This window comes from Marinomonas posidonica (assembly GCF_043643765.1).
GTDB lineage: Bacteria > Pseudomonadota > Gammaproteobacteria > Pseudomonadales > Marinomonadaceae > Marinomonas > Marinomonas posidonica_A.
In genome coordinates this window covers 78,554-99,494 of the sequence record NZ_JBHZSP010000008.1, presented here as the reverse complement: position 1 = coordinate 99,494, position 20,941 = coordinate 78,554, and the positions used below count along the sequence as shown (strand labels likewise).

Annotated in this window: 18 protein-coding genes; 13 read left to right on the top strand and 5 right to left on the bottom strand. The window is 45.4% G+C overall.

Going from position 1 to position 20,941, the window contains the following annotated elements:
* Positions 1-32: 32 nt before the first annotated feature.
* Positions 33-959, bottom strand: a complete 927-nt coding sequence (locus ACHUFM_RS10615; RefSeq protein WP_463514365.1) for a LysR family transcriptional regulator — start codon at positions 957-959, stop codon at positions 33-35.
* An 89-nt stretch (positions 960-1,048) separates the two neighbouring features.
* On the bottom strand, positions 1,049-1,954 hold the full coding sequence (argF, locus tag ACHUFM_RS10610; RefSeq protein WP_394182175.1) for an ornithine carbamoyltransferase: 906 nt from the start codon (positions 1,952-1,954) through the stop codon (positions 1,049-1,051).
* 243 nt (positions 1,955-2,197) lie between these two features.
* Between argF and grxD the strand changes: the two genes are divergently transcribed.
* Positions 2,198-2,527: a Grx4 family monothiol glutaredoxin gene (gene grxD / locus ACHUFM_RS10605; RefSeq protein ID WP_394182173.1), complete on the top strand. Its 330-nt coding sequence runs from the start codon at positions 2,198-2,200 to the stop codon at positions 2,525-2,527.
* Between the two features lie 64 nt (positions 2,528-2,591).
* On the top strand, positions 2,592-3,215 hold the full coding sequence (locus ACHUFM_RS10600) for a peroxiredoxin (protein ID WP_394182171.1): 624 nt from the start codon (positions 2,592-2,594) through the stop codon (positions 3,213-3,215).
* Positions 3,216-3,297: 82 nt separating this feature from the next.
* Here the strand turns inward: ACHUFM_RS10600 and gloA2 are convergent, their stop codons facing one another.
* Genes gloA2 through ACHUFM_RS10585 form a run of 3 tightly spaced genes read right to left on the bottom strand, consistent with a single transcriptional unit; the run spans position 3,298 to position 5,598 of the window.
* Positions 3,298-3,690 carry an SMU1112c/YaeR family gloxylase I-like metalloprotein gene (gene gloA2, locus ACHUFM_RS10595; RefSeq protein ID WP_394182169.1) on the bottom strand — a complete coding sequence of 131 codons (393 nt, stop codon included), beginning with the start codon at positions 3,688-3,690 and terminating at the stop codon, positions 3,298-3,300.
* 29 nt (positions 3,691-3,719) lie between these two features.
* Complete coding sequence (locus ACHUFM_RS10590; protein ID WP_394182167.1) at positions 3,720-4,676, bottom strand: LysR family transcriptional regulator; 957 nt, start codon at positions 4,674-4,676, stop codon at positions 3,720-3,722.
* A 34-nt stretch (positions 4,677-4,710) separates the two neighbouring features.
* Positions 4,711-5,598 (bottom strand): LysR substrate-binding domain-containing protein, encoded by an 888-nt coding sequence (locus ACHUFM_RS10585; RefSeq protein WP_394182165.1) that lies wholly within the window; start codon positions 5,596-5,598, stop codon positions 4,711-4,713.
* A 323-nt stretch (positions 5,599-5,921) separates the two neighbouring features.
* Between ACHUFM_RS10585 and ACHUFM_RS10580 the strand changes: the two genes are divergently transcribed.
* From ACHUFM_RS10580 to ACHUFM_RS10530, 11 genes are all read left to right on the top strand, one after another.
* A complete protein-coding gene (locus tag ACHUFM_RS10580; protein ID WP_394182163.1) occupies positions 5,922-7,709 on the top strand; it encodes an EAL domain-containing protein in 1,788 nt (595 codons plus the stop codon).
* A gap of 44 nt (positions 7,710-7,753) precedes the next feature.
* Positions 7,754-10,447 carry a PAS domain-containing hybrid sensor histidine kinase/response regulator gene (locus tag ACHUFM_RS10575; RefSeq protein ID WP_394182161.1) on the top strand — a complete coding sequence of 898 codons (2,694 nt, stop codon included), beginning with the start codon at positions 7,754-7,756 and terminating at the stop codon, positions 10,445-10,447.
* A 118-nt stretch (positions 10,448-10,565) separates the two neighbouring features.
* A complete protein-coding gene (locus ACHUFM_RS10570; protein ID WP_394182159.1) occupies positions 10,566-12,329 on the top strand; it encodes an ATP-binding protein in 1,764 nt (587 codons plus the stop codon).
* On the top strand, positions 12,326-13,675 hold the full coding sequence (locus ACHUFM_RS10565) for a cobyrinate a,c-diamide synthase (RefSeq protein ID WP_394182157.1): 1,350 nt from the start codon (positions 12,326-12,328) through the stop codon (positions 13,673-13,675). Before ACHUFM_RS10570 ends, ACHUFM_RS10565 begins: the two co-directional genes overlap by 4 nt.
* 1 nt (position 13,676) lies before the next feature.
* The gene (locus ACHUFM_RS10560; RefSeq protein ID WP_394182155.1) at positions 13,677-14,807 is read left to right on the top strand and encodes a cobalt-precorrin-5B (C(1))-methyltransferase; all 1,131 of its coding nucleotides are present in this window, start codon (positions 13,677-13,679) and stop codon (positions 14,805-14,807) included.
* Positions 14,804-15,568, top strand: coding sequence for a precorrin-6A/cobalt-precorrin-6A reductase (locus tag ACHUFM_RS10555; protein WP_394182153.1), 765 nt, complete (start codon positions 14,804-14,806; stop codon positions 15,566-15,568). The genes ACHUFM_RS10560 and ACHUFM_RS10555 overlap by 4 nt, the downstream gene beginning before the upstream one ends.
* A 57-nt stretch (positions 15,569-15,625) precedes the next feature.
* Positions 15,626-16,294, top strand: coding sequence for a precorrin-8X methylmutase (locus ACHUFM_RS10550; protein WP_394182151.1), 669 nt, complete (start codon positions 15,626-15,628; stop codon positions 16,292-16,294).
* Positions 16,294-17,568, top strand: coding sequence for a precorrin-6y C5,15-methyltransferase (decarboxylating) subunit CbiE (gene cbiE / locus ACHUFM_RS10545; RefSeq protein WP_394182149.1), 1,275 nt, complete (start codon positions 16,294-16,296; stop codon positions 17,566-17,568). The genes ACHUFM_RS10550 and cbiE overlap by 1 nt, the downstream gene beginning before the upstream one ends.
* A 4-nt stretch (positions 17,569-17,572) precedes the next feature.
* Positions 17,573-18,343, top strand: a complete 771-nt coding sequence (cobI, locus tag ACHUFM_RS10540; protein ID WP_394182147.1) for a precorrin-2 C(20)-methyltransferase — start codon at positions 17,573-17,575, stop codon at positions 18,341-18,343.
* Positions 18,343-19,104, top strand: a complete 762-nt coding sequence (locus ACHUFM_RS10535; protein WP_394182145.1) for a cobalt-precorrin 5A hydrolase — start codon at positions 18,343-18,345, stop codon at positions 19,102-19,104. Before cobI ends, ACHUFM_RS10535 begins: the two co-directional genes overlap by 1 nt.
* Before the next feature lie 97 nt (positions 19,105-19,201).
* Positions 19,202-20,881, top strand: a complete 1,680-nt coding sequence (locus ACHUFM_RS10530; protein ID WP_394182143.1) for a ShlB/FhaC/HecB family hemolysin secretion/activation protein — start codon at positions 19,202-19,204, stop codon at positions 20,879-20,881.
* Positions 20,882-20,941: the final 60 nt, after the last annotated feature.

Below are 20,941 nucleotides of genomic sequence, written 5' to 3'. Positions count from 1 at the left end.
TGATGACGGACCTTCTCTTACTGTTTCGATGTTTACAACTCTGGCGCTAAAATGCCTTTCAAATTCTTAAAACATGTTTTAGAAGCGGTATTAATTAAATCTTCCATGTAGGCGTTTTCTCTTTGATCTTTACGGATCGCCAAATAGAGTTTGCACCAGACGCCTTCTTCGCCCAGTGATTTAGTGATCACGTATTGACGGTTGGTGTATTCAGTTAACGCCCAGTTTGGTAAACAACACACACCTCGTCCGCTGGCGACTAATTGCATCATCATTAGAGTCAATTCACTGTGACGAATTTTTGCCGGCGCAATCCCTGCAGGGTTCAGGAAATGTTTGAAAATGTCTAATCTCTCCGATTCAACGGGATAGCTAATGAGTGTTTCTTTGATAAAGTCTTCCGGTACAAGAAAGTCTTTCTTAGCAAGGGGGTGATGACGAGACAGGGCGACCTGAGATTCGTATTGAAACAATGGAATGTATTCGATATTTGGTAGGTCTTGTGGATCAGAGGTGACAACCAAATCCAAATCCCCACGTGCGAGCGCTGGCAGCGGCATAAAACCAAATGCTGTGGACAAATCAAGTTCCACATCAGGCCAATGTTCGCGAAAGTGATCTATGGTTGGCATCAGCCATTCATAGCAACTGTGACATTCAATCGCGATGTGCAAACGGCCACTTTCACCTTCGGCAAAGCGCTGAATGTCGCGTTGAGCAGAACGGAAAGATATCAATACATCGTCGGCGAGCTGAAGCAAACGCAGACCTGCGCTGGTAAAGCGAACCGGTTTGGTTTTACGGATAAAGAGTGGGCATCCAAGCTTTTCTTCTAGGTCTTTTAATTGATGTGAGAGAGCAGATTGAGTTAAATGAACTCGCTCTGCGGCTTCTACTAAGCTGCCTGTTTCTCTCAGTGCGGTAAGTGTTTTTAAATGCCTAACTTCAATGATGCTCATGGTGGTTCACTATAGATGAGTTTTATTCAATACTTGAAATGTAAAAAAGCTCGTTCGCAACAAACGTACAAACGAGCTTGTCTATTGTCTTAGTGACGGATTAAAAATTCAAGTAATGCTTTTTGGGCATGCAGTCGGTTTTCAGCTTCGTCCCAAACAACTGAGTCTGGGTGATCCAAGACTTCAGCAGACACTTCTTCACCTCTGTGAGCGGGTAAACAATGCATGAAAAGAGCGTCTGAGTTTGCTTTTGACATCAATTCAGCGTTGACCTGAAAACCATCGAAATCTTTTAAGCGTTGTTCTTGCTCATCTTCTTGTCCCATAGAGGCAAACACATCGGTAACGATCAAGTCAGCATCGGTGGCGGCTTGGTGTGCGTCATGAAGAATAGTGACACGATCTTGATGCTCTGCCACCAATTCTGCACTAGGCTCGTAACCTTTAGGGCAAGCGACAACCAGTTGAAAGTCCAATAAAGCGGCAGCATTAATGTAGGAGTTACACATATTATTACCATCGCCGACCCACACGACTTTTTTACCCTCAATCGAGCCTCGATGTTCTTGGTAGGTTTGCATATCGGCCAGTAGTTGGCACGGATGGTAATCATCTGTTAATGCGTTGATCACAGGGACAGAGGAAAATTTTGCAAAGGTTTCCACTGTCTTATGATCGAAAGTACGAATCATGACAGCATCGACCATGCTAGAGATAACACGTGCGCTGTCTTCTACTGGTTCACCACGACCCAATTGGGTATCTCTTGGTGACAAGAATAGGGCATGCCCCCCAAATTGTGCCATACCGGCTTCAAAAGAGACGCGAGTTCGAGTCGATGACTTTTCAAAGATCATCGCCAATACTCGGTTTTTTAAGGGTTGGAATAAAGTGCCTTCACGATGAATTTTCTTAAGCTCAGAAGCCCGTAATAATAATTGTTTTAACTCATCGGAGGATAGATCCTTCAGAGTAAGAAAATGCCTTGGCGACACGTGATGACTCCTTAATTGTCTTTTGAAAAGGGAATCGACCAATTTAATACACTAGACTATGTGAGTAAAGGGGCTTTGATGGGATAATGTGTAACGAAAGCCGGATTATGGGGTTGTAAATTGTCTATTAGACCTCATAAACTGATGCAACTTCAAAGAGCAATCGACAACGACTTTTATCGGCCGCTTCACTTAGTCAAATTTAAGTCCCGATTGGTATAGTAAAAAAGCGAGGTTTTTAGCGTGAGTAACACAATCGAAACAATTAAAGAGCAGATTAACAATAATGATATTTTGTTGTACATGAAGGGGAATCCTCGTGCACCACAGTGTGGTTTTTCCTCTCAAGCGGTTCAAGCCCTGATGTCTTGTGGCGAGCGTTTCGCTTTCGTGAACATTCTAGACAACCCAGACATTCGCGCTGAGTTACCAAAATTCGCAAATTGGCCAACGTTCCCTCAATTATGGGTGAAAGGCGAGTTGGTTGGTGGTTGTGATATTATTGTTGAGATGGCCGGTAATGGCGAGTTACAAGAATTAATCAAAAATGCGGTTGGTGAGTCTGAAGAATAAATATCAATATTCTGAAAATACCAAATAACGATTTAAACTAAGCAAATCAAAGGAGACGCTTAACATGTCTATTTTAGTCGGAAAAAAAGCACCAGATTTTACTGTTCCAGCCGTACTTGCGGATGGCCAGATCGTAGACTCTTTCAACTTAGCTGAAACCATCAAGGGTAAATACGCGATCGTATTTTTCTACCCATTAGATTTCACGTTTGTTTGTCCGTCTGAAATCATTGCTATGTCTCATCGTATGGAAAAATTCCGTGAAATGGGTGTAGAGGTGATTGGTGTGTCTATCGATTCACATTTCACGCACAATGCTTGGCGTAACACACCGGTTGATCAGGGTGGTATTGGTGCTGTTGAGTACACGCTTGCTGCGGATATGGATCACGAAATTGCCAAAGCATACGGTATCGAATCTGAAGGTGGCGACTCTTACTATCCTGCAGGTGTTGCGATGCGTGCGTCTTTTGTTATTGACCAAAAAGGCATTGTACGTTCACAAGTTGTAAACGATGAGCCGATTGGTCGTAACATGGATGAGCTTGTTCGTGTTGTTGATGCGCTTCAATTCTTTGAAGAAAATGGTCAAGTTTGCCCAGCGGGTTGGAATAAAGGCGATAAAGGCATGGAAACATCGCCAGAAGGTGTGGCTTCTTACCTAGCTGAGAGTGCTAACTCTCTATAAGATTTTGCTTCCTATAAAGCAACTAATCTAATAAAAGCGCACATCGTTCAGATGTGCGCTTTTTTATTGTCTAACACTGGGCTTAGATGGCTTCATAGAGTTCAAGCGGTAGCTCGTCTGGGTCGGCAAAAAACGTGAAGCGTTTTCCAGTTAGTTCATCGACTCGAATGGCTTTTGTTGTGATGCCTTGTTGGTATAAGTAATCAATGCTGTCGTCTAGGTTATCTACGGCAAAGGCTAAATGACGTAAACCTTGAGCTTCTGGCCTTGAAGGACGAGCGGGCGGATTGGGAAAAGAGAAGAGTTCGATTTGTGAACTGTCATTAATGGCCAGATCCAGCTTGTAAGACTGGCGACTTTCTCGATAGGTTTCACGAAGGATCTTAAGGCCTAATATTTTGTGATAAAAGTGCTTAGAAACAGCATAATCTGAACAGATGATGGCAACGTGATGAATGTTAGATAATTTAAGCATAGGACACCGTTTACATAATACTTTGCCGTTTATTTGTTACAGGCTTGAGCGTTAAATTCGTTGGCTACGTCAATCACCTGCCGTCTAAACCATATGTGACTCGCATCATGATGTAATAATGGGCTCCAGATCATCTTCAGCTCAATTTTGGGAATGTCGAAGGGGGGTTCTAAAATCACTAAATCTGGATTTTTTTTGTTTACCATGGCGACTTTCTTCGGCAAGGTGGCAATTAAGTCTTGCTCTAGGGCGAGATGCATCGCTGTGTGATAACTACGAGTAAAGACACGAATGCTTCGTTTGCGTTCAATGGCTTGCAGAGCTTCGTCAACCCAGCCCAGTTTCTGTACATCGGTTGGGTCCATCCCCACACCAATACCAAAGCCGGTTTTACTCACCCAGATGTGTTGAGCTTTTAAGTAAGCTTCTAAATCGAATTGGTCTTTAATTGGGTTGTCCGCACTCATCATGCAAACGAAAGTGTCGAGCCAGACGCTTTTTTGGTGGAAAGATTGCGGTAATTCTTCAAAGCGATTGATGGCCATATCGATTTTGCCTGCTTCCACGTCGTGAAAGGTGACGTCGCTTGGTGTCATGATATCGAGCGTAATGCCCGGTGCGTATTCACGTAGACGATTAAGTAGGCGGGGGATCACGGTGGAAGCGGCATAGTCACTTGCCATGATGCGAAAGACGCGAGTACTGGTGCTTTCGTTGAAGTCGGCTTCAGGCTGTAACGCTTCTTCTAGATCAAGTAGAACTTTTCGGACAATCGGTTGCAGTCTTAAGGCTTTTTCAGTTGGTTTCATGCCTTCGCTTGTACGCACTAACAAAGGATCGTTTAATAAATCACGCAAACGCTTTAAGCCATTACTCATGGCGGGTTGTGTAATATTAAGTTTGTTGGCAGACCTAGTTACGTTGCATTCTCGTAATAATACATCGAGGTAAATAAGCAGGTTCAGGTCGATCTTATTAATATTCATAGGAGTTTAATTATTTAATCCGTTGTCATAACTACTAAACATTTGTTAACGCTGGGATGGCACGACAAAGATCAATAAAGCGTTGTGCATTTTGCGTTAGCGCGGTATTCCTTGGAGTAACGATTAATAAATTGCGATTTAATTTTAATGGCGTTTGATACAGTCTGATTAACCCTGCGTTTAATTCTTGAGAGATCGCCATACGAGACAAACAGCCTAAGCCCATCTGATGTATCACCGCTTGCTTAACCGCTTCCATATGTGCCAAAGATAACACCACATTCAAATGTGGAATTTCCGCGCCAGTGGCTTGCTCTAGAATATTCCGGGTGCCGGATCCGGATTCTCGCATTACCCAGTTTGCGGCTTTTAAATCGTCCCATGATAAATTTTCTGACCTGTTTTCTTTGGTAGAGCCAAACACCACGAGCTCGTCTTGTAACCAGACTTGAGTCATTAACTCAGCGTGCTGACAATAACCCTCAATGAAACCGACTTCGGCTTTTCCGGTTAAGAGTTGTTGGATGACGCTTTGTGTATTGCCAATATCGAGATTGAAGCGAATATTAGGGTGTTGCTGTTTAAAGTTAGACATTTGTTTCGGTAATAAATAATTACCGACACTGACACTGGCCGCTAAATGAAGAGAACCGCTTAATTCATCTTCATTCCCCATACTTTCAATTTGTTCTATCTGACTCAATACTGACCTAGCTTGTGGTAACAGGTGTCTCGCCTGAGGGGTGATTTGTAAGCGTTTACCATGACGACGAAATAAGGGACGGCCAAGTAATGCTTCTAGTTCTCTCAAAGCTTGGCTCGCAGCAGGTTGACTAATTGACACCATATCCGCCGCAGCGGTTACTGAGCCAGTGTGGACAACGGCTTCAAAAATTTGTAGCTGTCTCAGTGTGATTCTCATTCGTAAAGGGGCACCTTATGTTTGTTACATTCAGAAAAACGAAAGAAGTGAAAACAATGTGTCGCATCAGCTTCCTTAGCTTTTATTCCATTACATTCTGATGATGTCTAATCATAAACTGAAATCATACTTTGTGCGTACGGATGTTTTATGTAAATGGTGAATTAATTTGCATTTTTTTTGCATAGGTAGGCGATTCAAATTCTATGCGACTCAACTTTCATGTTTCGATTAGTAACTTCTATAGATATTAAATATTGAACGGGAGTAATATCTATATATTCAAATTGACGGTTTTTTAGGCAAAGTAGGTGGCGTCTTTAATGGATGATTCTATTCCGACGGTTTTGATTGTGGATGATGTACCGGAAAATTTACGTATCTTAAAAGACGTAATTTCTTCATTGGATTGTCAGTTGCTGGTGGCTAACTCAGGAGAGCGAGCGCTCGAATTACTGGAGAGGACTCAGCCTTGTCTGGTGCTGTTGGATGTCATGATGGGCGGTATCGATGGTTTTGAAACCTGTCGACGAATCCGAGCTCTACCCAATGGTAAAGATCTTCCTGTCATTTTTGTAACGGCCTTAGCGGACGAAATTAGTCGAGGGTTTGATGCTGGTGGCCATGATTACATTAGCAAGCCCTTTCGAGTGGAAGAAGTACGAGCGCGCGTTTCTCACCAGTTAGAAAAGTTTCAACTCCTCAACGAGCTTAAAGCATTAACCATTAGTCTCGAGGACAAAGTTCGTGAACGTACTGCGGACTTGAACTTAGTGAATCGGAATTTGCGTAAAGAAGTCAATGAGCGTCGTTATATGCAGGACCGCTTAAAGTACTTGGCTCAACATGACTTTGTTACTCAGCTCTATAATCGCGATGCTCTGGATGAGCGAGTGTCGCTATTGATTTCTGCTGTACAATCTAACCAAGCCATCCAAGTGCCGTATTTTATTCTGATTGATGTGAATGAGTTTCGTTTGATTAACGACTCCTGTGGTTGTATTGCCGGTGATGAATTGCTACATCAAATGGCGGCCTTGATCACAGGATTAATTGATCCTAAAAACGATTTTGGAGCCCGTTTGAGTGGCGATAAATTTGTCATTGTGTTGCGTGATGGTGGTGTGTCAGCGGTAGAGTCGTTTTTCCGTGCTTTTAATCAATTGTTGGAAGACTTTGTGTTTATTTGGGACGATCGTCAGTTCCGCATGAGTGTGACTCAGGTTGCTATGCCGATAACTGAAGACATGGTGTCTTTTGAGCAGGTAGTGATGTTGGCAGATGAAGTCTGTTACTCCAGTAAAAAAGCGGGTATTCATTCTCGAATCATTCGCAACGCTCAAGATTTGGCATACGAAGAGCACCGAGGTAATTTAAATTGGGGACTGCGTATTATTGACGGCCTTGAGAAAAATTTATTTGAAGTGCATTTCCAGCAAGTGTGTTCGTTAGTTCAGCAAACGCCTAAGAAAAAAATCGAGATTTTGGTGCGTTTAAGAGACGAAACGAGCGGTAACTTAATTTACCCGAATGATTTTATTCGTGCTGCTGAGCGCTTTGGCATTATCTCTAAGATTGATCGATGGGTTATTCAACATACTATGGCGGAGTTATCTGAACGCACTGAACTGTGGAATGACGTGGATCAAGTCGCGCTTAATGTGTCTGCTTTGTCTGTGCGTCAGGCGGATTTCTCAGATTTTATACTTGAGCAACTAGAAGCACATCAATTAGACGGACGTAAGTTTTGTTTTGAAGTAACGGAAACGGAGGCCTTGAATAACTTCACTGATACTCGTCGCTTTATGTCCAAATTGCACGAGCAAGGCTGTAGCATTGCCTTAGATGATTTTGGTACAGGCTTTTCTTCCTTCGCCTATTTGATGGATCTGCCCTTTGATCTGATCAAAATTGACGGTATGTTCATTAAAGATATGCACATCAATGAAATTCATTTTGGTATGGTTGACTCCATCGTCAAGCTGGCCAAAATGATGAAAAAACCTGTGGTGGCGGAATTTGTTGAAAATCAAGCTATTGTCGATCAACTGACCTCGTTGGGTGTGGAGTGGGGACAGGGTTACCACTTTCATAAACCTGAGAAACTATGACTCGTTGATCTGTCTAAACGTGCCATCTAGGGAGAGAAGAGTTCATGGGATTCGCTGAGTTGTTTTATCTGTTGGCAGCGGCCTTCTTGGCTACCTTGCTAGTGTTTGCCGTTTTTCAACTTATTACTTTACTGCGTTTTAAACATTTACAACGTCGTTATTCGCGAGCTGTTCTTGCGACTAAAGGTGGCGTATGGGAGTGGTTTCCTGCGACCAATCGTTTGTATATGTCTTCCGAGTTCTTCTTGCAATTGGGCTTTGCTGAGAGTCAAACCCCTAAACGGGTGTCTGAGTGGCTAGCTCTTCTATCTGAGGAGGGTAAGAGGGCTTTCACTGATTGGCAAAAACGCATGCTCCAGAATGGTCCAGATAGTCATAAAGTATTTACCCTCAGATTACAGTTGCTGAACCCAATACAGCAGCGATACTGGATTGAAATTCGTGGCCGTGTAGCACGTCGTGATGCTCGTTATGGCGTCAAAAGTATTGCGGGCATTATGGAAGATATTGGTTATTGGGTGGACACAGAGAATGAGCTGATTGCGGCACGTGAGCAAGCACAACAGCGCGAGCTTACTTTATCCACTCTATTGAATAACATGCCGGATGTGGTGTGGTACAAGGACGAAGCTGGTCGCTATTTGAATTGCAATCAGGCTTTTTTTGACTTTCATCGTATGCCAGCGGAGGACGTTCAGGGTAAAACTGATATTCAATTGAACCTTGACGATATTGGTGAAATATACCATCAGCGAGATCAATCGGCCTTAGTGTCAGGGCAGATCGTTCAAGATCAATCTTGGGGGTACTCGGAATCTTTGCGAGAAGACAGACTGTTTGAAATTCACCGTGTGCCGGTGATAGAGCCTTCAATTAACTTTCGCGGTACATTGAGTATTGCTCGAGACATTACAGAGCGTCATGATCTGATCAATCAGCTTAAACTGTTTAAAAGCTTTGCTGACAACTCAGCGCAAGGTTTTGCCATGGGCAGTCTAGAAGGGCAAGTAAGCTATTTTAATAAATACATTCGTGCTCTGCTGGGGGTGGCCGAAGACGTTACCGACAAACAGCTGACCCAATTTCATTACCTGGATTTTTATCCACAATCCATTCACGAATATATTGAGACAACAGTGATTCCTTATGTGAGAGAGCATGGGGTGTGGCAAGGTGAATTACGAGCGAAAAGTTTAGATGGTCGTGTTTTCCCGACTTATGAAATCTATTTCATTCTGAAAGATGAACAGGGCAAATCGATTTTTGTCGGTAACATCATGAGTGATATTACGGAGCAAAAACAAGTCTCACAACAGCTTGAACAAGCAAAAGAAGCTGCGGAACAGGCAAACCAAGCGAAGAGCCATTTTTTAGCGAATATGAGCCATGAGATTCGAACTCCATTAAATGCCATCATCGGATACGCACAATTAATCAGTGAAGAAAATGCTCTTACTGGTGTGTCGCGAAATCGTTTTGTGGCGATTGCCTCCGCGGGCGAACGTTTATTAAACCTCATTAATGATATTTTGGACATTGCTCGAATTGAATCAGGTCGTTTGGTATTACAAGAGCAAAAGATGGACTTGTGTAAAGAGGTCAAGCAAGTTGGTAAGTTATTGCAAGGCCAAGCCGAATCGAAGGGACTGACGTTTCAAGTGATCTGTGATTTACAGGAACGGCAAATGGTGTGGTCTGATCCGATTAAATTTCACCAAATACTGACTAACTTAGTGGGTAATGCAGTGAAATTTACCCAACAAGGCTATGTCCGTGTCTCTGTCGCTATTCAGCATGAACGCATTCATATTTTGATAGAAGATTCTGGCCCTGGTATTGAGCCAGAGTTAATGGAGCACCTGTTTACGCCTTTTGTACAAGGTAAGGCGGGTGAGTTATCCGGTGGTACTGGCCTTGGTTTGACGTTATCTACCACCTTGATAAAGCTAATGGATGGCAAGCTTAGTGTCAAAAGTAACGTTGGAACGGGGACGAAAATAGTCGTTGATTTACCATTGTTATTGGTGGATGACGTCCTTGATGATGAGTTGCCAACGGATGAATTTTTAATGGGAATGAGGCTCAATGAGCCGATTAGGGTATTGGTCGCCGAGGACGATGATTGGTCACGTGACATTTTAGTGTCTTTACTTGAAAAAGCCGGTTGCCAGATCATGGAGGCAAAAGATGGTGAAGAAGCCATTCAGGCTTTTCGATTGCAGCGACCAGATATTGTTATGACAGACATTCGCATGCCAGAAAAGTCGGGAGTGGAGTTGTTGTCTTTAATACAGCAAGAAGTGGGAGCAGAAGCCATCCCTGTGATTGCTGTCACGGCATCGACATTAGAACATGAACAGCGCGCTTTGTTGGAGCAAGGCTTTTGGGAAGTGGTGGCCAAACCTTATCAAATAGAAGACATTTATCGTGCCTTAACCCGTCATTTGAAAGTGCAGTTCGTTTCACAATTTGATAGCCATGATAGGGATTCAAATAAAACCGATACTCATGCCGTGTTGGCCGATCAATCATTCGAGTTAAAGGCGTTGCAAGAGACGGATTGGCAGCCATTATTAGTCGCCGCGCAAAATGGGGATGTAGACGCTGCCGAGACTGCATTTGTGGCATTACAAGGCCAGTTAATCGACGAAGATTATCGCCGTCTTCAGCAAGCGATTAATGCCTTCGATTTTGGTTTAGTGGAGCAACTGGTTAAGCGTTACCAAAGCGACCAGTAAAATGCCTTTAGATGTAGAATTTTCACCCTCGACTGAGTGCTTTGCGTTTGACAGGAATTGACCCTGCGGATAAGGTCAACCAAGGTAACGATCTTGCATTAACCCACCGGACTGTTGAATGAGACCAAATAGTACACCTGACTTTCCTTTTACTGCGATTGCTGGACAAGAGCGACTCAAATTGGCCTTGCTGTTAAATGCGATTAATCCCTTGATTGGTGGCGTTTTAATCAGTGGTCCACGAGGCTCGGCTAAATCGACGTTAGCACGTGGTTTAGCGGGGGTTATGCCTGCCTTTATTAATGAGGGCGATGTACCTTTTGCCACTTTGCCTTTAGGCGCAAGCGAAGACAGATTGTTGGGTGCATTAAACTTAGAGCAAGTGTTACAAGACAAGCAAGTGGCCTTTCAACCAGGTTTGTTAAGCCAAGCCCATGGTGGCGTTTTGTATGTGGATGAAGTGAATTTGCTCGCTGATCATTTAGTGGATCAGTTATTGGATGTGTCGGCCAGTGGTGTCAATCGAGTAGAGCGTGACGGTTTAAGTCACCAGCATGACGCCAAGTTTTTGTTGATTGGCACCATGAATCCCGACGAAGGGGAATTGCGTCCCCAGCTAAAAGACAGATTTGGTTTCATGGTCAATCTTGGTAATCAGTACAATATTGAAGAACGTGTGCAAATTGTGCGTTTGCGTGAGGAATTTGATCAAGATCCGAGCGCATTTTGTGAAGCCTTTAAATACAAACAACGCAACCTAAAGCAGAGTATTTTGCTGGCGCGAGAAAAACTACAGCAAGTTCGTTGTGCGGATGAAATACGCTTCAACATTGCTGAACTTTGTCAGCAGGCCAATATCGATGGGGTTCGAGGTGACATTGTTTGGGTTCGAGCGGCCATGACTCATGCGGCTTGGCGTAATAGACTAAGTGTCACCACCGAAGATGTACAAGCGGTGGCGGAGTTAGTCTTAGCTCATCGTCGTCAGGATGTCAGTGCGCCGATACCTCCGCCTTCACGACGCCCTGAAGCCAGTAAACCACCGCAGACTAATCCCTCATATGGTCAGTCTTCTTCTCAGCAGAACGAAGGGGCAGAACAAGACGAGACATCAGAGCAAACACAAGGCGAATGGGGCAGCATGCCACCACAGGACTTGACGGCGGATAAAGCCATTCACGTACCCTTGCCTTCAACAAAATCATCCCTTCGCAATACAAGTCAGAGCTTGCGCGAGGTAACGCCGGGAAAGTCTAAAGGGTCACATCGTGGCGGCTATCGTCATGATGCGCAGCAAACCTCGCAAAGCGTGGACTGGTTTCGTAGTGTATCTCGTCAGCCTCAACAGTGGCCGCCTGAGAATTTGAGTTTCAAAGCGGCGAAGACTGGGCAGGTTGTACTCCATTTGGTTTTATTGGATACCTCTGCGTCCACCTTGCAAGAGAATACCTTAGCCAAGGCCAAAGCAGTGATTTTAGACATTGTACAGCAGGCCTACTTAGCCCGTGAGGATTTGGCAATCTTGGGTTTTGGGCAAGATGGCGTTAGTGAATTGATGACTAGAGGCCGCGCGCCAAAAGACATTGCCAAATGGTTGGATGAAGTGTCCGCGGGTGGTGGTACGCCATTTCGAGATGCCTTATTACAAGCGCAGAGCTATTTGCGACAACAGCATAAACAGCATTCGGAGTTATACAGTCAAACCTACTTGTTAACCGATGGTCGAACTCAAGCCAATGTCGAGGATTTGGTATTATTAGGGGAGTTGGCGTTGATTGATACCGAAGTGTCTGCGATTAAACGCGGTCGAGGCAGTGATATTGCCCAAGCCTTGAATGCTCAGTATGTTTCTTTAAATTCCTTGTTTGAGACCGAATTATGACAACACCAGTGGCCCATTGCCCGGCTTTATTTTTGACGGCACCGGCGTCAAACCAAGGCAAAACCACCATTACTGCCGCCTTAGCGCGTTATTTTACTCTGCAAGGTAAGTGTGTGCGTGTGTTCAAAACCGGACCAGATTATTTGGATCCGCAAATCTTGGCGCAAGCATCACAACAGCCGGTTGAGCAGCTTGATATCTGGATGGCGGGTGAAGATTATTGCCAAGACAAACTGTATCAAGCCGCTTTAGAAGCGGATTTGATTTTGGTTGAAGGCGCGATGGGCATGTTTGATGGAGAGCCTTCTAGCGCGGATTTGGCTGCGCGTTTTGGCTTGCCCATGGCCATCGTAATGGATGTGAAAGGCATGGCGCAAACCGCCGCAGCATTAGCAACAGGCTTGGCGAATTTCCGACAAGATGTAAGCGTGGCAGGTTTGATCGCCAATCGTTGTGGTAGTGAACGACACGCACAATTAATTCGTGATGCGCTGCCCAGCGATTTGCCTCTATTAGCCAGCTTGAAACGCGATGAAGAAGTGACTTTGCCAGAGCGGCATTTAGGCTTGGTGCAAGCCCATGAAGTTTCGCATGAGCTGGAAGAAAAATTTCAAGCCGCCGTGACATGGCTTGAGTCTTCAGAAGATAATGCCTTGCTGTCTTTACCCAAAGCCGTGGCGTTTTCACCCAGTGGAAATAGCTTATCGACTCATTCGGTAACTCAATCTTTACAAGGCAAAACCATCGCCATTGCCAAAGACGAAGCCTTCAGTTTTATTTACGATGCCAACTTGGTGACGCTAACCTCGTTAGGCGCTAATTATGTGTTCTTTTCGCCTTTGCATGATCAAGACTTACCCGCTGCCGATGCTCTTTGGTTACCAGGCGGATACCCAGAATTGCATGCGCAAGCGTTAGCAAAGAATCAAAGTATGCTGGCGGCGATTCAAGCCTTTTTCCAATTGGGCAAAGGCATTTTGGCGGAATGTGGCGGTATGCTGTATAGCTTAGAAAGTCTGACGGATTTAGAAGAGAACACTTATCCTATGTTGGGGCTTTTAAGCGGCCAAGGTGCCATGCGCGGCAAGCGAGGTTGCCAAGGCATGCAAACCGCTGTGTTGCCACAAGGGGAGGTGCGAGCTCATGCGCACCACAGATCTCGTAGCGCCAATACACCAACGCCTGTGGCTCACGGTCGTCGTCAACGACACCCAGCCCCTGGTGAGGCGATTTACCAAACGCGCGGACTCACGGCGAGCTATTTGCATTTGTTCTTTCCATCCAATCCAGAAGCCATCGCGCACGTTTTCCTTGGCACTTCGGCAAGCATGGACGAGGCTTGCTAAAGTGTGGCCTGAAAGCGGTGAAGACAATGCACCACTGCGCACTGGCCTGACAACAGGCAGTTGTGCCACCGCTTGTTGCGTGGCGGCGGCGCAATACCTATTTGCTCAGCGCCAAGATGAAACGGTCAGCATCTTATTGCCTAAGGGCAAGCCTGTTGATCTGATGATTGAATCTTATCAAGCCATAGCCAATGGCGTTCGCACCAGCACCATCAAAGACGCAGGGGATGACCCTGATGTGACCCATGGCGCAAAAATTTTTGTCGAGCTCAGTTTGTGCGCGGATCCCGGTGTGCATTTTTTCGCGGCAGAGGGCGTTGGCACAGTCACGCGAACCGGTTTGGTATTGGCGGTCGGGGAAGCAGCGATTAATCCGGTACCGCGCCAAATGATGACAGAGCATTTATTAGGCTTTGCTGAGACATACCAGTATCAAGGCGGCTTCAAGGTTGCCGTTGGCATTGAGAATGGTGCCGCCATTGCGCAGAAAACCATGAATCCACGTTTGGGCATTCAGGGAGGTTTGTCCATTTTGGGCACCACAGGCATAGTGCGGCCTTTTTCCTGTGCGGCTTACATTGCGTCTATTCATCAGGGCATCGATGTGGCGCGCGCCAATGGCATTATGCACATAGCGGCCACGACAGGGAATGCCAGCGAAACCGCCATCAAAGAGCATTATGGCTTAGACGATATGGCTTTGTTGGAAATGGGGGATTTTGTTGGCGCCGTGCTAAAACACATTCGCAAAGTAGAAAACTCGCCACAGCCACAATTAACCAAGCTGAGTTTGTGTGGCGGTTTTGGCAAAATTAGTAAGCTGGCGCAACAGCACATGGACCTCAATAGTCGAGTCTCCAGTATTGATTTACCTGCTTTGGCGGCCTTGGCGGCAAGCTTAGGGGCAAGTGATGCCTTACAGGAACGCATGAAAGCTGCGAATACTAGTGTTGAAGCCTTGAGTTTTACTCAGCAAGAAAACCTTCCTTTAGCCGATGCCGTGTGTGCTCAAGCGGTGGACTTTGCACGTCGATATATTCCCCAGCATATTGCATTGGAAGTGTGGGCCATTGATCGAAAAGGTCAGTTTGTGGGTTTTGCTAAGGACGATGCTAAGGATAAGCCTGAATGAAGCGCATTCTGTTATTAGGCGGCACTGCCGACGCACGTCGTTTAGCTGATGCTTTGCATCAATCCGGTATTCAGGTGATTTACAGTTTGGCGGGATTGGTGCGTATTCCTCAAGTGGATTGTGAGTTGCTAGTTGGCGGATTCACTCAGTTTGGAGGCTTGGTGAATTACCTTCAAGACAAAGCACAGCAAGGACTAGCCATTGATGCCATTGTCGATGTGACACACCCTTACGCGCAAACCATGAGCAGCAAAGCCGTCTTGGCGGCGCAGCAAGTTGGCATACCCTGTTGGCGCTTTCATCGTCCGGCGTGGCAACAGGAAACGGGGGATAATTGGCATTTCTATCAAAGCGAAGAGGATTTATTGTCTGCATTAGCTAACTACCAGCGTCCATTGTTAAGTGCCGGACAAATGACACAAGAATGGCTGCAGACCTTAGTGGCTCAACCCCAAATGGACAATATAATCTGGCGTACCGCTGTGCCTGCCAAGTTTTCCTTACCGGACAAAGTGGTGTGGTTAAAAGCCATTGGCCCTTTTGCTTATGAGGACGAACTAGCGTTATTAACAGAGCATAAGATTGATGTGATCGTCAGTAAAAACAGCGGCGGTAAAGCAACCTATGCTAAGCTTGTTGCCGCGTGGAACCTGAATTTGCCTGTGTATTTACAGGCGCGGCCGGAGTTACCGCCCGCAGACAAAGAGTTTGATGACCTAGCAGTCTGCTTACAGGCTTGCCAACAAGCTTGGGCAAATTGATGGCCTTTTGCTTTGCCATTCGTCATAACAATAGATTGGAATAAAGACCCTTATAGTATGCAAAAAACACCACCTTCTTCAGATTACCATTTTCACTACCAGCCAGATCCCAAAGCGATTGAGCAAGACAGCTTTCGTCAGATTCGCGCATTAACGGACTTGTCAGCTTGGAATCTGGATCAACAGCAAGTGGTGATGCGTATTGTGCACAGTTTGGGCTTGCCAGAAGTGGCTGAGCTGGTGCGTTTTAGTGAACACGCCACGCAAGCTGGGCGAGATGCTTTAGCGAAACATGCCGCCATTCTTTGTGATGTGGAAATGGTTAAGCAAGGGGTGACCAAACGCATGATAGAGCAAGAGCCTTTGTGTTTCTTAAATCACCCAAAAACGGCTGAGTTGGCAAAGCAAGACGGCGAGACACGTTCTATGGCGGCTCTGTCCCTTTGGCAAGATCATCTTGCTGGCAGTGTGGTCTTGATTGGTAATGCGCCGACGGCTTTGTTTCGCCTTTTAGAGATGGTTTCTCAAGGCGCACCAAAACCGGCTTTAATCATCGGCATGCCGGTTGGTTTTGTCGGCGCGGCGGAATCCAAAGACGCGTTGTGGCAAGCGCATCGAGATTTGGGAGTCGAATGCATTACTTTACTGGGGCGAATGGGCGGCAGTGCGGTGACCTCGGCCAGTTGTAATGCCTTATTGCGTTGTAATTTAGGTGAGTATTACTGATGCAAATTCATGTCATAGGTTTAGGCGTTAATGAACAGGCGACTTTGGATGCTAAAGCTCAGTCTGTTTTTGCCTCCTTGGGCGAGCAAGATGTGATACTAGGATCTCCAAGGCAACAAGAAACCGTCGCGGAATATGTGACGTCAGGGCAAAGGAAAGTTTTGCCAAAGCTGTCACAGTTGTCTGCTGAGTTTGATCAATGGCAATCGCAAGGCACCAATACGGTCGTTGTATTGGCATCCGGTGATCCGCTGTTTTATGGCATTGGTACTTGGATGGTGAAACACTTCGGTACAGGTAAGGTGATTTTTTATCCCAATGTGTCCAGTGTGCAGGTTGCCTGCCACCGTTTGGAGATATCTCTGCAGCAGGCGCAGGTGGTGAGTGTGCATGGGCGACCATTGCCGTCATTGCGTCGTCATTTGCAGGCCAATAAAACCCTGATTTTGTTGACTGATGGACAGAGCCATCCAGCCGCCATTGCGCAAGAATGCGTACAGGCAGGCTTGGACAAAAGCAGAATCACTGTCTGTGAAGCCTTGGGTTATCCGCACGAAAAAATCACCTCTTTTGCTGCGGATGAACTCAGTCAATCTCCACAAAATTTCGACCCGCTGAATGTGGTGGTGTTGGAAACCTCTGCTCAAACGAGCCTTTATCCAGCTTCGGTTGGCATTGCCGATGCTTTGTTCGTGACCGACAAAGAAGAAGGCAAAGGCATGATCACCAAGCGAGAAGTGCGTTTGATGATTTTGTCTTATCTGCAATTGGCGGTGAAAGATGTGGTTTGGGACATTGGCGCAGGTTGCGGTGGGGTCAGTGTCGAGTTGGCCTATTGGCATCCTGATGCTGATATTTATGCAGTGGAGCATCATGATGTTCGTTGGGCTTGCTTGCAAGCCAATCAGCAAAAATTTGGTGTCATGCAAAACCTGCATCTCGTCCAAGGTCGAGCGCCTGACATCTTGAAGGATTTACCCACGCCCAATAAGGTGTTTATTGGCGGTAGTGATGGGGAGTTAGACGCACTCTTGAATCAAGCTTGGTCATTGTTACCTGAGAATGGCGTGCTGGTGGTGAGTGCGGTGACGGAAGACACCAAATGGCAAGTCAGTGCCTTCGCAAAACAAAGAGAGCAGGCCCAAGACGCACATCAAACCAGCATAGAAATGGCTGTGTCTAAAGCGCAGTCTTTGGCGGGACAAACTCTCTATCGACCAAACTTACCGGTGACTTTATGGCAGTTCATCAAAGTAGATAAGGCTATGAGATAGTTAAATGACAATGAAAGAGAAGGGTGTGACGGATATCGCTAATCAGCAAAGAAAGCAAACTATAGGTCGATTTATTGGTGTCGGTGTTGGGCCAGGGGATCCAGAGCTGATTACTCTGAAAGCCTTACGTTTGATTCAAAACGCCCAGGTAGTGAGTTTTCTGGCGAATGATCAAGGCACATCTCAGGCAAAAAGTATTGCTCGGGAAGCGTTTTCAGCGGTGCAGCATACGCAGCAAGAAATTGCCATCAATATGCCCATGTCCACCGACAGAGAGTTAGCCAATCAAGCTTATGATGATGGTGCTAAGCGCATCACTCAAGCTTTAGAGAAAGGTTTGGATGTGGCGTTCTTGTGCGAGGGTGACCCGCTGTTTTTTGGATCGTTCGCGTATCTATTAGAGCGTATTGCCAGCGAGTTTGAATGTCAGGTGATACCGGGCGTTTCTTCCATTAATGCGGCGGCATCGGCTTTGCGTCATCCGTTAACCGTATTGAAGGAATCCTTTGCTGTGGTCAGTGGTCGTCATTCCGCCAAACAGATTGATACGGCACTGGCGGAGCATGATACTGTGGTGATCATGAAAGCTGGTCGTGCGCGACCCAAAATCCTTACCGCATTGCGCAAAACCCAGCGCCTAGAAGAAGCAAAGTATTTGGAATACATAGGTCGTGATAACGAGAGAATTGTCGAAGACGTGAGTCAGTTGGAAGACAAAGCTGGGCCGTATTTTTCCTTATTCGTTGTTACTAAAACGGAGCGAGGTACCCGCTGATGCGCATTATCGCTTTGACATCGGCTGGTAAAGTATTGGCTGAACGGGTTTTGCAGCACTATCCAGAAGGGCAATTGGACTACAAGCCCAAGCCCTTTGCTGAACAAGTACAAGCCGCTTTCATGGCACAAGAGCCAATGCTTTTCATCTGCGCTACTGGCATTGTGATACGTACTTTAGCACCGGTTTTACAGGATAAATACCAAGATCCACCGGTATTGGTAATGGATGAATTAGGGCAATTTGTGATCCCTCTTTTGTCGGGACACGAAGGTGGCGCGAACGAATGGGCTGCGCAAATCGCACAAAAAATCCAAGCACAACTCGCCATGACCACAGCCAAAGACTACCTTAACCCTGTTTACACTTTGGGTATGGGCTGCGAACGGAACTGCCCTTTGTCTTATTTGGAAGACATCATGTTGGAAACCTTGCAACAAAAAGGACTCACACCCCATGATATTATTTCCCTGAATAGCATAGACATCAAAGCTGATGAAACCCAACTGATCGCCTTGGCACAAAAATACCAGTGGCCTTTCCATACTTATTCTGCGAACGCACTGATGGCAATGGAACCCTTGCTCAGTACCCGCTCAGAATACATTTTCAAAACCGTTGGTGTATACGGCGTGGCCGAATCCGCCGCACTCCTTGCCGCTCAACATGCCTCCAATTCCTCTCCTGAGCTTGTTGTGAACAAGCGAAAAAACACCAAAGCCACTTGTGCACTGGCGCGTGGGTTTGGTGATTCTAAATAATAGAAAATGAATTTAAACAAATTTGGTAATGGGAATTGTTCTCTTTAATAATTTGTGTAAAATAACGTAAATTAAAGTAATTGATATGGATTTTTAGGTGCAAAAACGGATTTTTGTTACTTGGTTATGCGCATTGTATTTGTCATGCCTTTCTAGTTTTTCCCATTCTGCACAAGAAGAATCCATACGTAATCAGACTGATTGGCGCCTTAGAGACAAAGCCACGGAAGAAGCTTTAAACAAAAGCCTTGAAGATTCTGAGCAGCCCATACAATTGCCGCAAGTTGAAAGCACACTTCAACCTATTAAAGAAGAGGTGTGCTTTGTCATTGATCACATTGAGGTTGATGGGTTGTTATCCGATTGGGCTTTGGCGCAAGGAGATCGGTATTTAGGTGAATGTATTGGTTTTCAAACATTACAGGCTTATGTGAATCTGATTAATCAAAAGTTGTTAGCGGATGGTTTTGTTACATCAAGGGCGGTATTGCCAGAGCAGAATATTGCCTCACACACCGTCAGAGTGAAGATTCAAAAAGGTGTTGTTGAGCGAATTGTGTTTCCAGAGAAGTATCGCTTCTTTTGGCGAAACGCTTTGCCCATAGAAGAAGGCAAGGTACTCAATTTACGAGACATGGAGCAAGCGGTTGAGCAGCTGAGTCGTCTTCAGTCACAGGAGGTGGAGTTTAAAATTCAGCCAGGCTCTTACCCTAACGCCAGCATTTTGGTTGCTGAGTTACAGCAAACAAAACCTTGGTCAATCAATACCTCAGTAGACGATAGTGGCAGTGTATCCACAGGTGAATATCCATTGTCGATTAATGCCTCCGTTGATAATTTTATTGGTGCCCAAGATGTGTTTAATGTTTCTTTGTCTGCTGCAAGAGGCAAAGCGATAGGTGAGTCAAACAGTGAATCTTTTTCTTGGACTTTGCCTTGGGGCTATGGATTGTGGGGATATTCAACCAGTCGTTCAGATTATCGTCAAATTACCGAAGGGGATGTGAGAAGCTTTGAGCTAAGTGGTCACAGCCGAGACGATAAGCTGACTTTTGATTATGTGGCGCTGCGCAATAATAAAGTAAAACTAACGCTAAACAGCGAGCTAAAGACAAGAAGCAGACGCAGTTATATTGAGGATGCTGAGATAGAGGCTCAGAGGCGCAATTTATCAGAATTAACGTTAGGTTTGGATTATCGACGTTTTATTGGTCGTAACATCTTTGATATTTCCATCGATGTGCACCAAGGGCTTGCTGGAATAATGGGTGCCGATGAAGTGGACCCTGATAGCGAGGAAGATTCGGCACAGCCAGATTACCGTTTTTATTCGTTATCTGTTTCTTTAAGTAGTCCTTTGAGCTTGTTTGGGCAATCAATGAATTATACAGGGCGCTTATTTGCTCAGTATGCTGATACACCGATTTATTCGTTAGATTGGTTTTCGAATGGTGGCCGTTATACGGTTCGAGGCTTTGATAGTGATGAATCATTAAGTGCTGAGCACGGTTGGCGGTTGAGGAACGATTTAACGCTGCCTATGGAGATATTAGGTTCACCATATTCTCCGTACTTAGGCTTGGATGTTGGACAAGCTTTTGGAGAAGGTGCAGAAGAAGAGACCAGCCGAACCTTGATGGGACTAACTTTCGGTATGAAGGGAAAGATATTGGGAGTGAATTATGATCTTTCGATCTCTGAACCTTTTATTGAATTTGGGCCATATGCCAAGGCTCATGATTATAAAGTGAGTGCAATGTTATCTGCGCAATTCTAGTTGTGCAGACGTAGTTAAGATTGCTTTATTAACAAAATATTAAAGCTTTTTATAGAAATA

Bases quoted from the DNA above. Each gene is read 5' to 3' on its own strand.
- ACHUFM_RS10615 (WP_463514365.1), bottom strand. From the start codon at position 959: ATGAGCATCATTGAAGTTAGGCATTTAAAAACACTTACCGCACTGAGA.
- ACHUFM_RS10600 (WP_394182171.1), top strand. From the start codon at position 2,592: ATGTCTATTTTAGTCGGAAAAAAAGCACCAGATTTTACTGTTCCAGCC.
- gloA2 (WP_394182169.1), bottom strand. From the start codon at position 3,690: ATGCTTAAATTATCTAACATTCATCACGTTGCCATCATCTGTTCAGAT.
- ACHUFM_RS10590 (WP_394182167.1), bottom strand. From the start codon at position 4,676: ATGAATATTAATAAGATCGACCTGAACCTGCTTATTTACCTCGATGTA.
- ACHUFM_RS10585 (WP_394182165.1), bottom strand. From the start codon at position 5,598: ATGAGAATCACACTGAGACAGCTACAAATTTTTGAAGCCGTTGTCCAC.
- ACHUFM_RS10580 (WP_394182163.1), top strand. From the start codon at position 5,922: ATGGATGATTCTATTCCGACGGTTTTGATTGTGGATGATGTACCGGAA.
- ACHUFM_RS10575 (WP_394182161.1), top strand. From the start codon at position 7,754: ATGGGATTCGCTGAGTTGTTTTATCTGTTGGCAGCGGCCTTCTTGGCT.
- ACHUFM_RS10570 (WP_394182159.1), top strand. From the start codon at position 10,566: ATGAGACCAAATAGTACACCTGACTTTCCTTTTACTGCGATTGCTGGA.
- ACHUFM_RS10565 (WP_394182157.1), top strand. From the start codon at position 12,326: ATGACAACACCAGTGGCCCATTGCCCGGCTTTATTTTTGACGGCACCG.
- ACHUFM_RS10555 (WP_394182153.1), top strand. From the start codon at position 14,804: ATGAAGCGCATTCTGTTATTAGGCGGCACTGCCGACGCACGTCGTTTA.
- ACHUFM_RS10550 (WP_394182151.1), top strand. From the start codon at position 15,626: ATGCAAAAAACACCACCTTCTTCAGATTACCATTTTCACTACCAGCCA.
- cbiE (WP_394182149.1), top strand. From the start codon at position 16,294: ATGCAAATTCATGTCATAGGTTTAGGCGTTAATGAACAGGCGACTTTG.
- cobI (WP_394182147.1), top strand. From the start codon at position 17,573: ATGACAATGAAAGAGAAGGGTGTGACGGATATCGCTAATCAGCAAAGA.
- ACHUFM_RS10535 (WP_394182145.1), top strand. From the start codon at position 18,343: ATGCGCATTATCGCTTTGACATCGGCTGGTAAAGTATTGGCTGAACGG.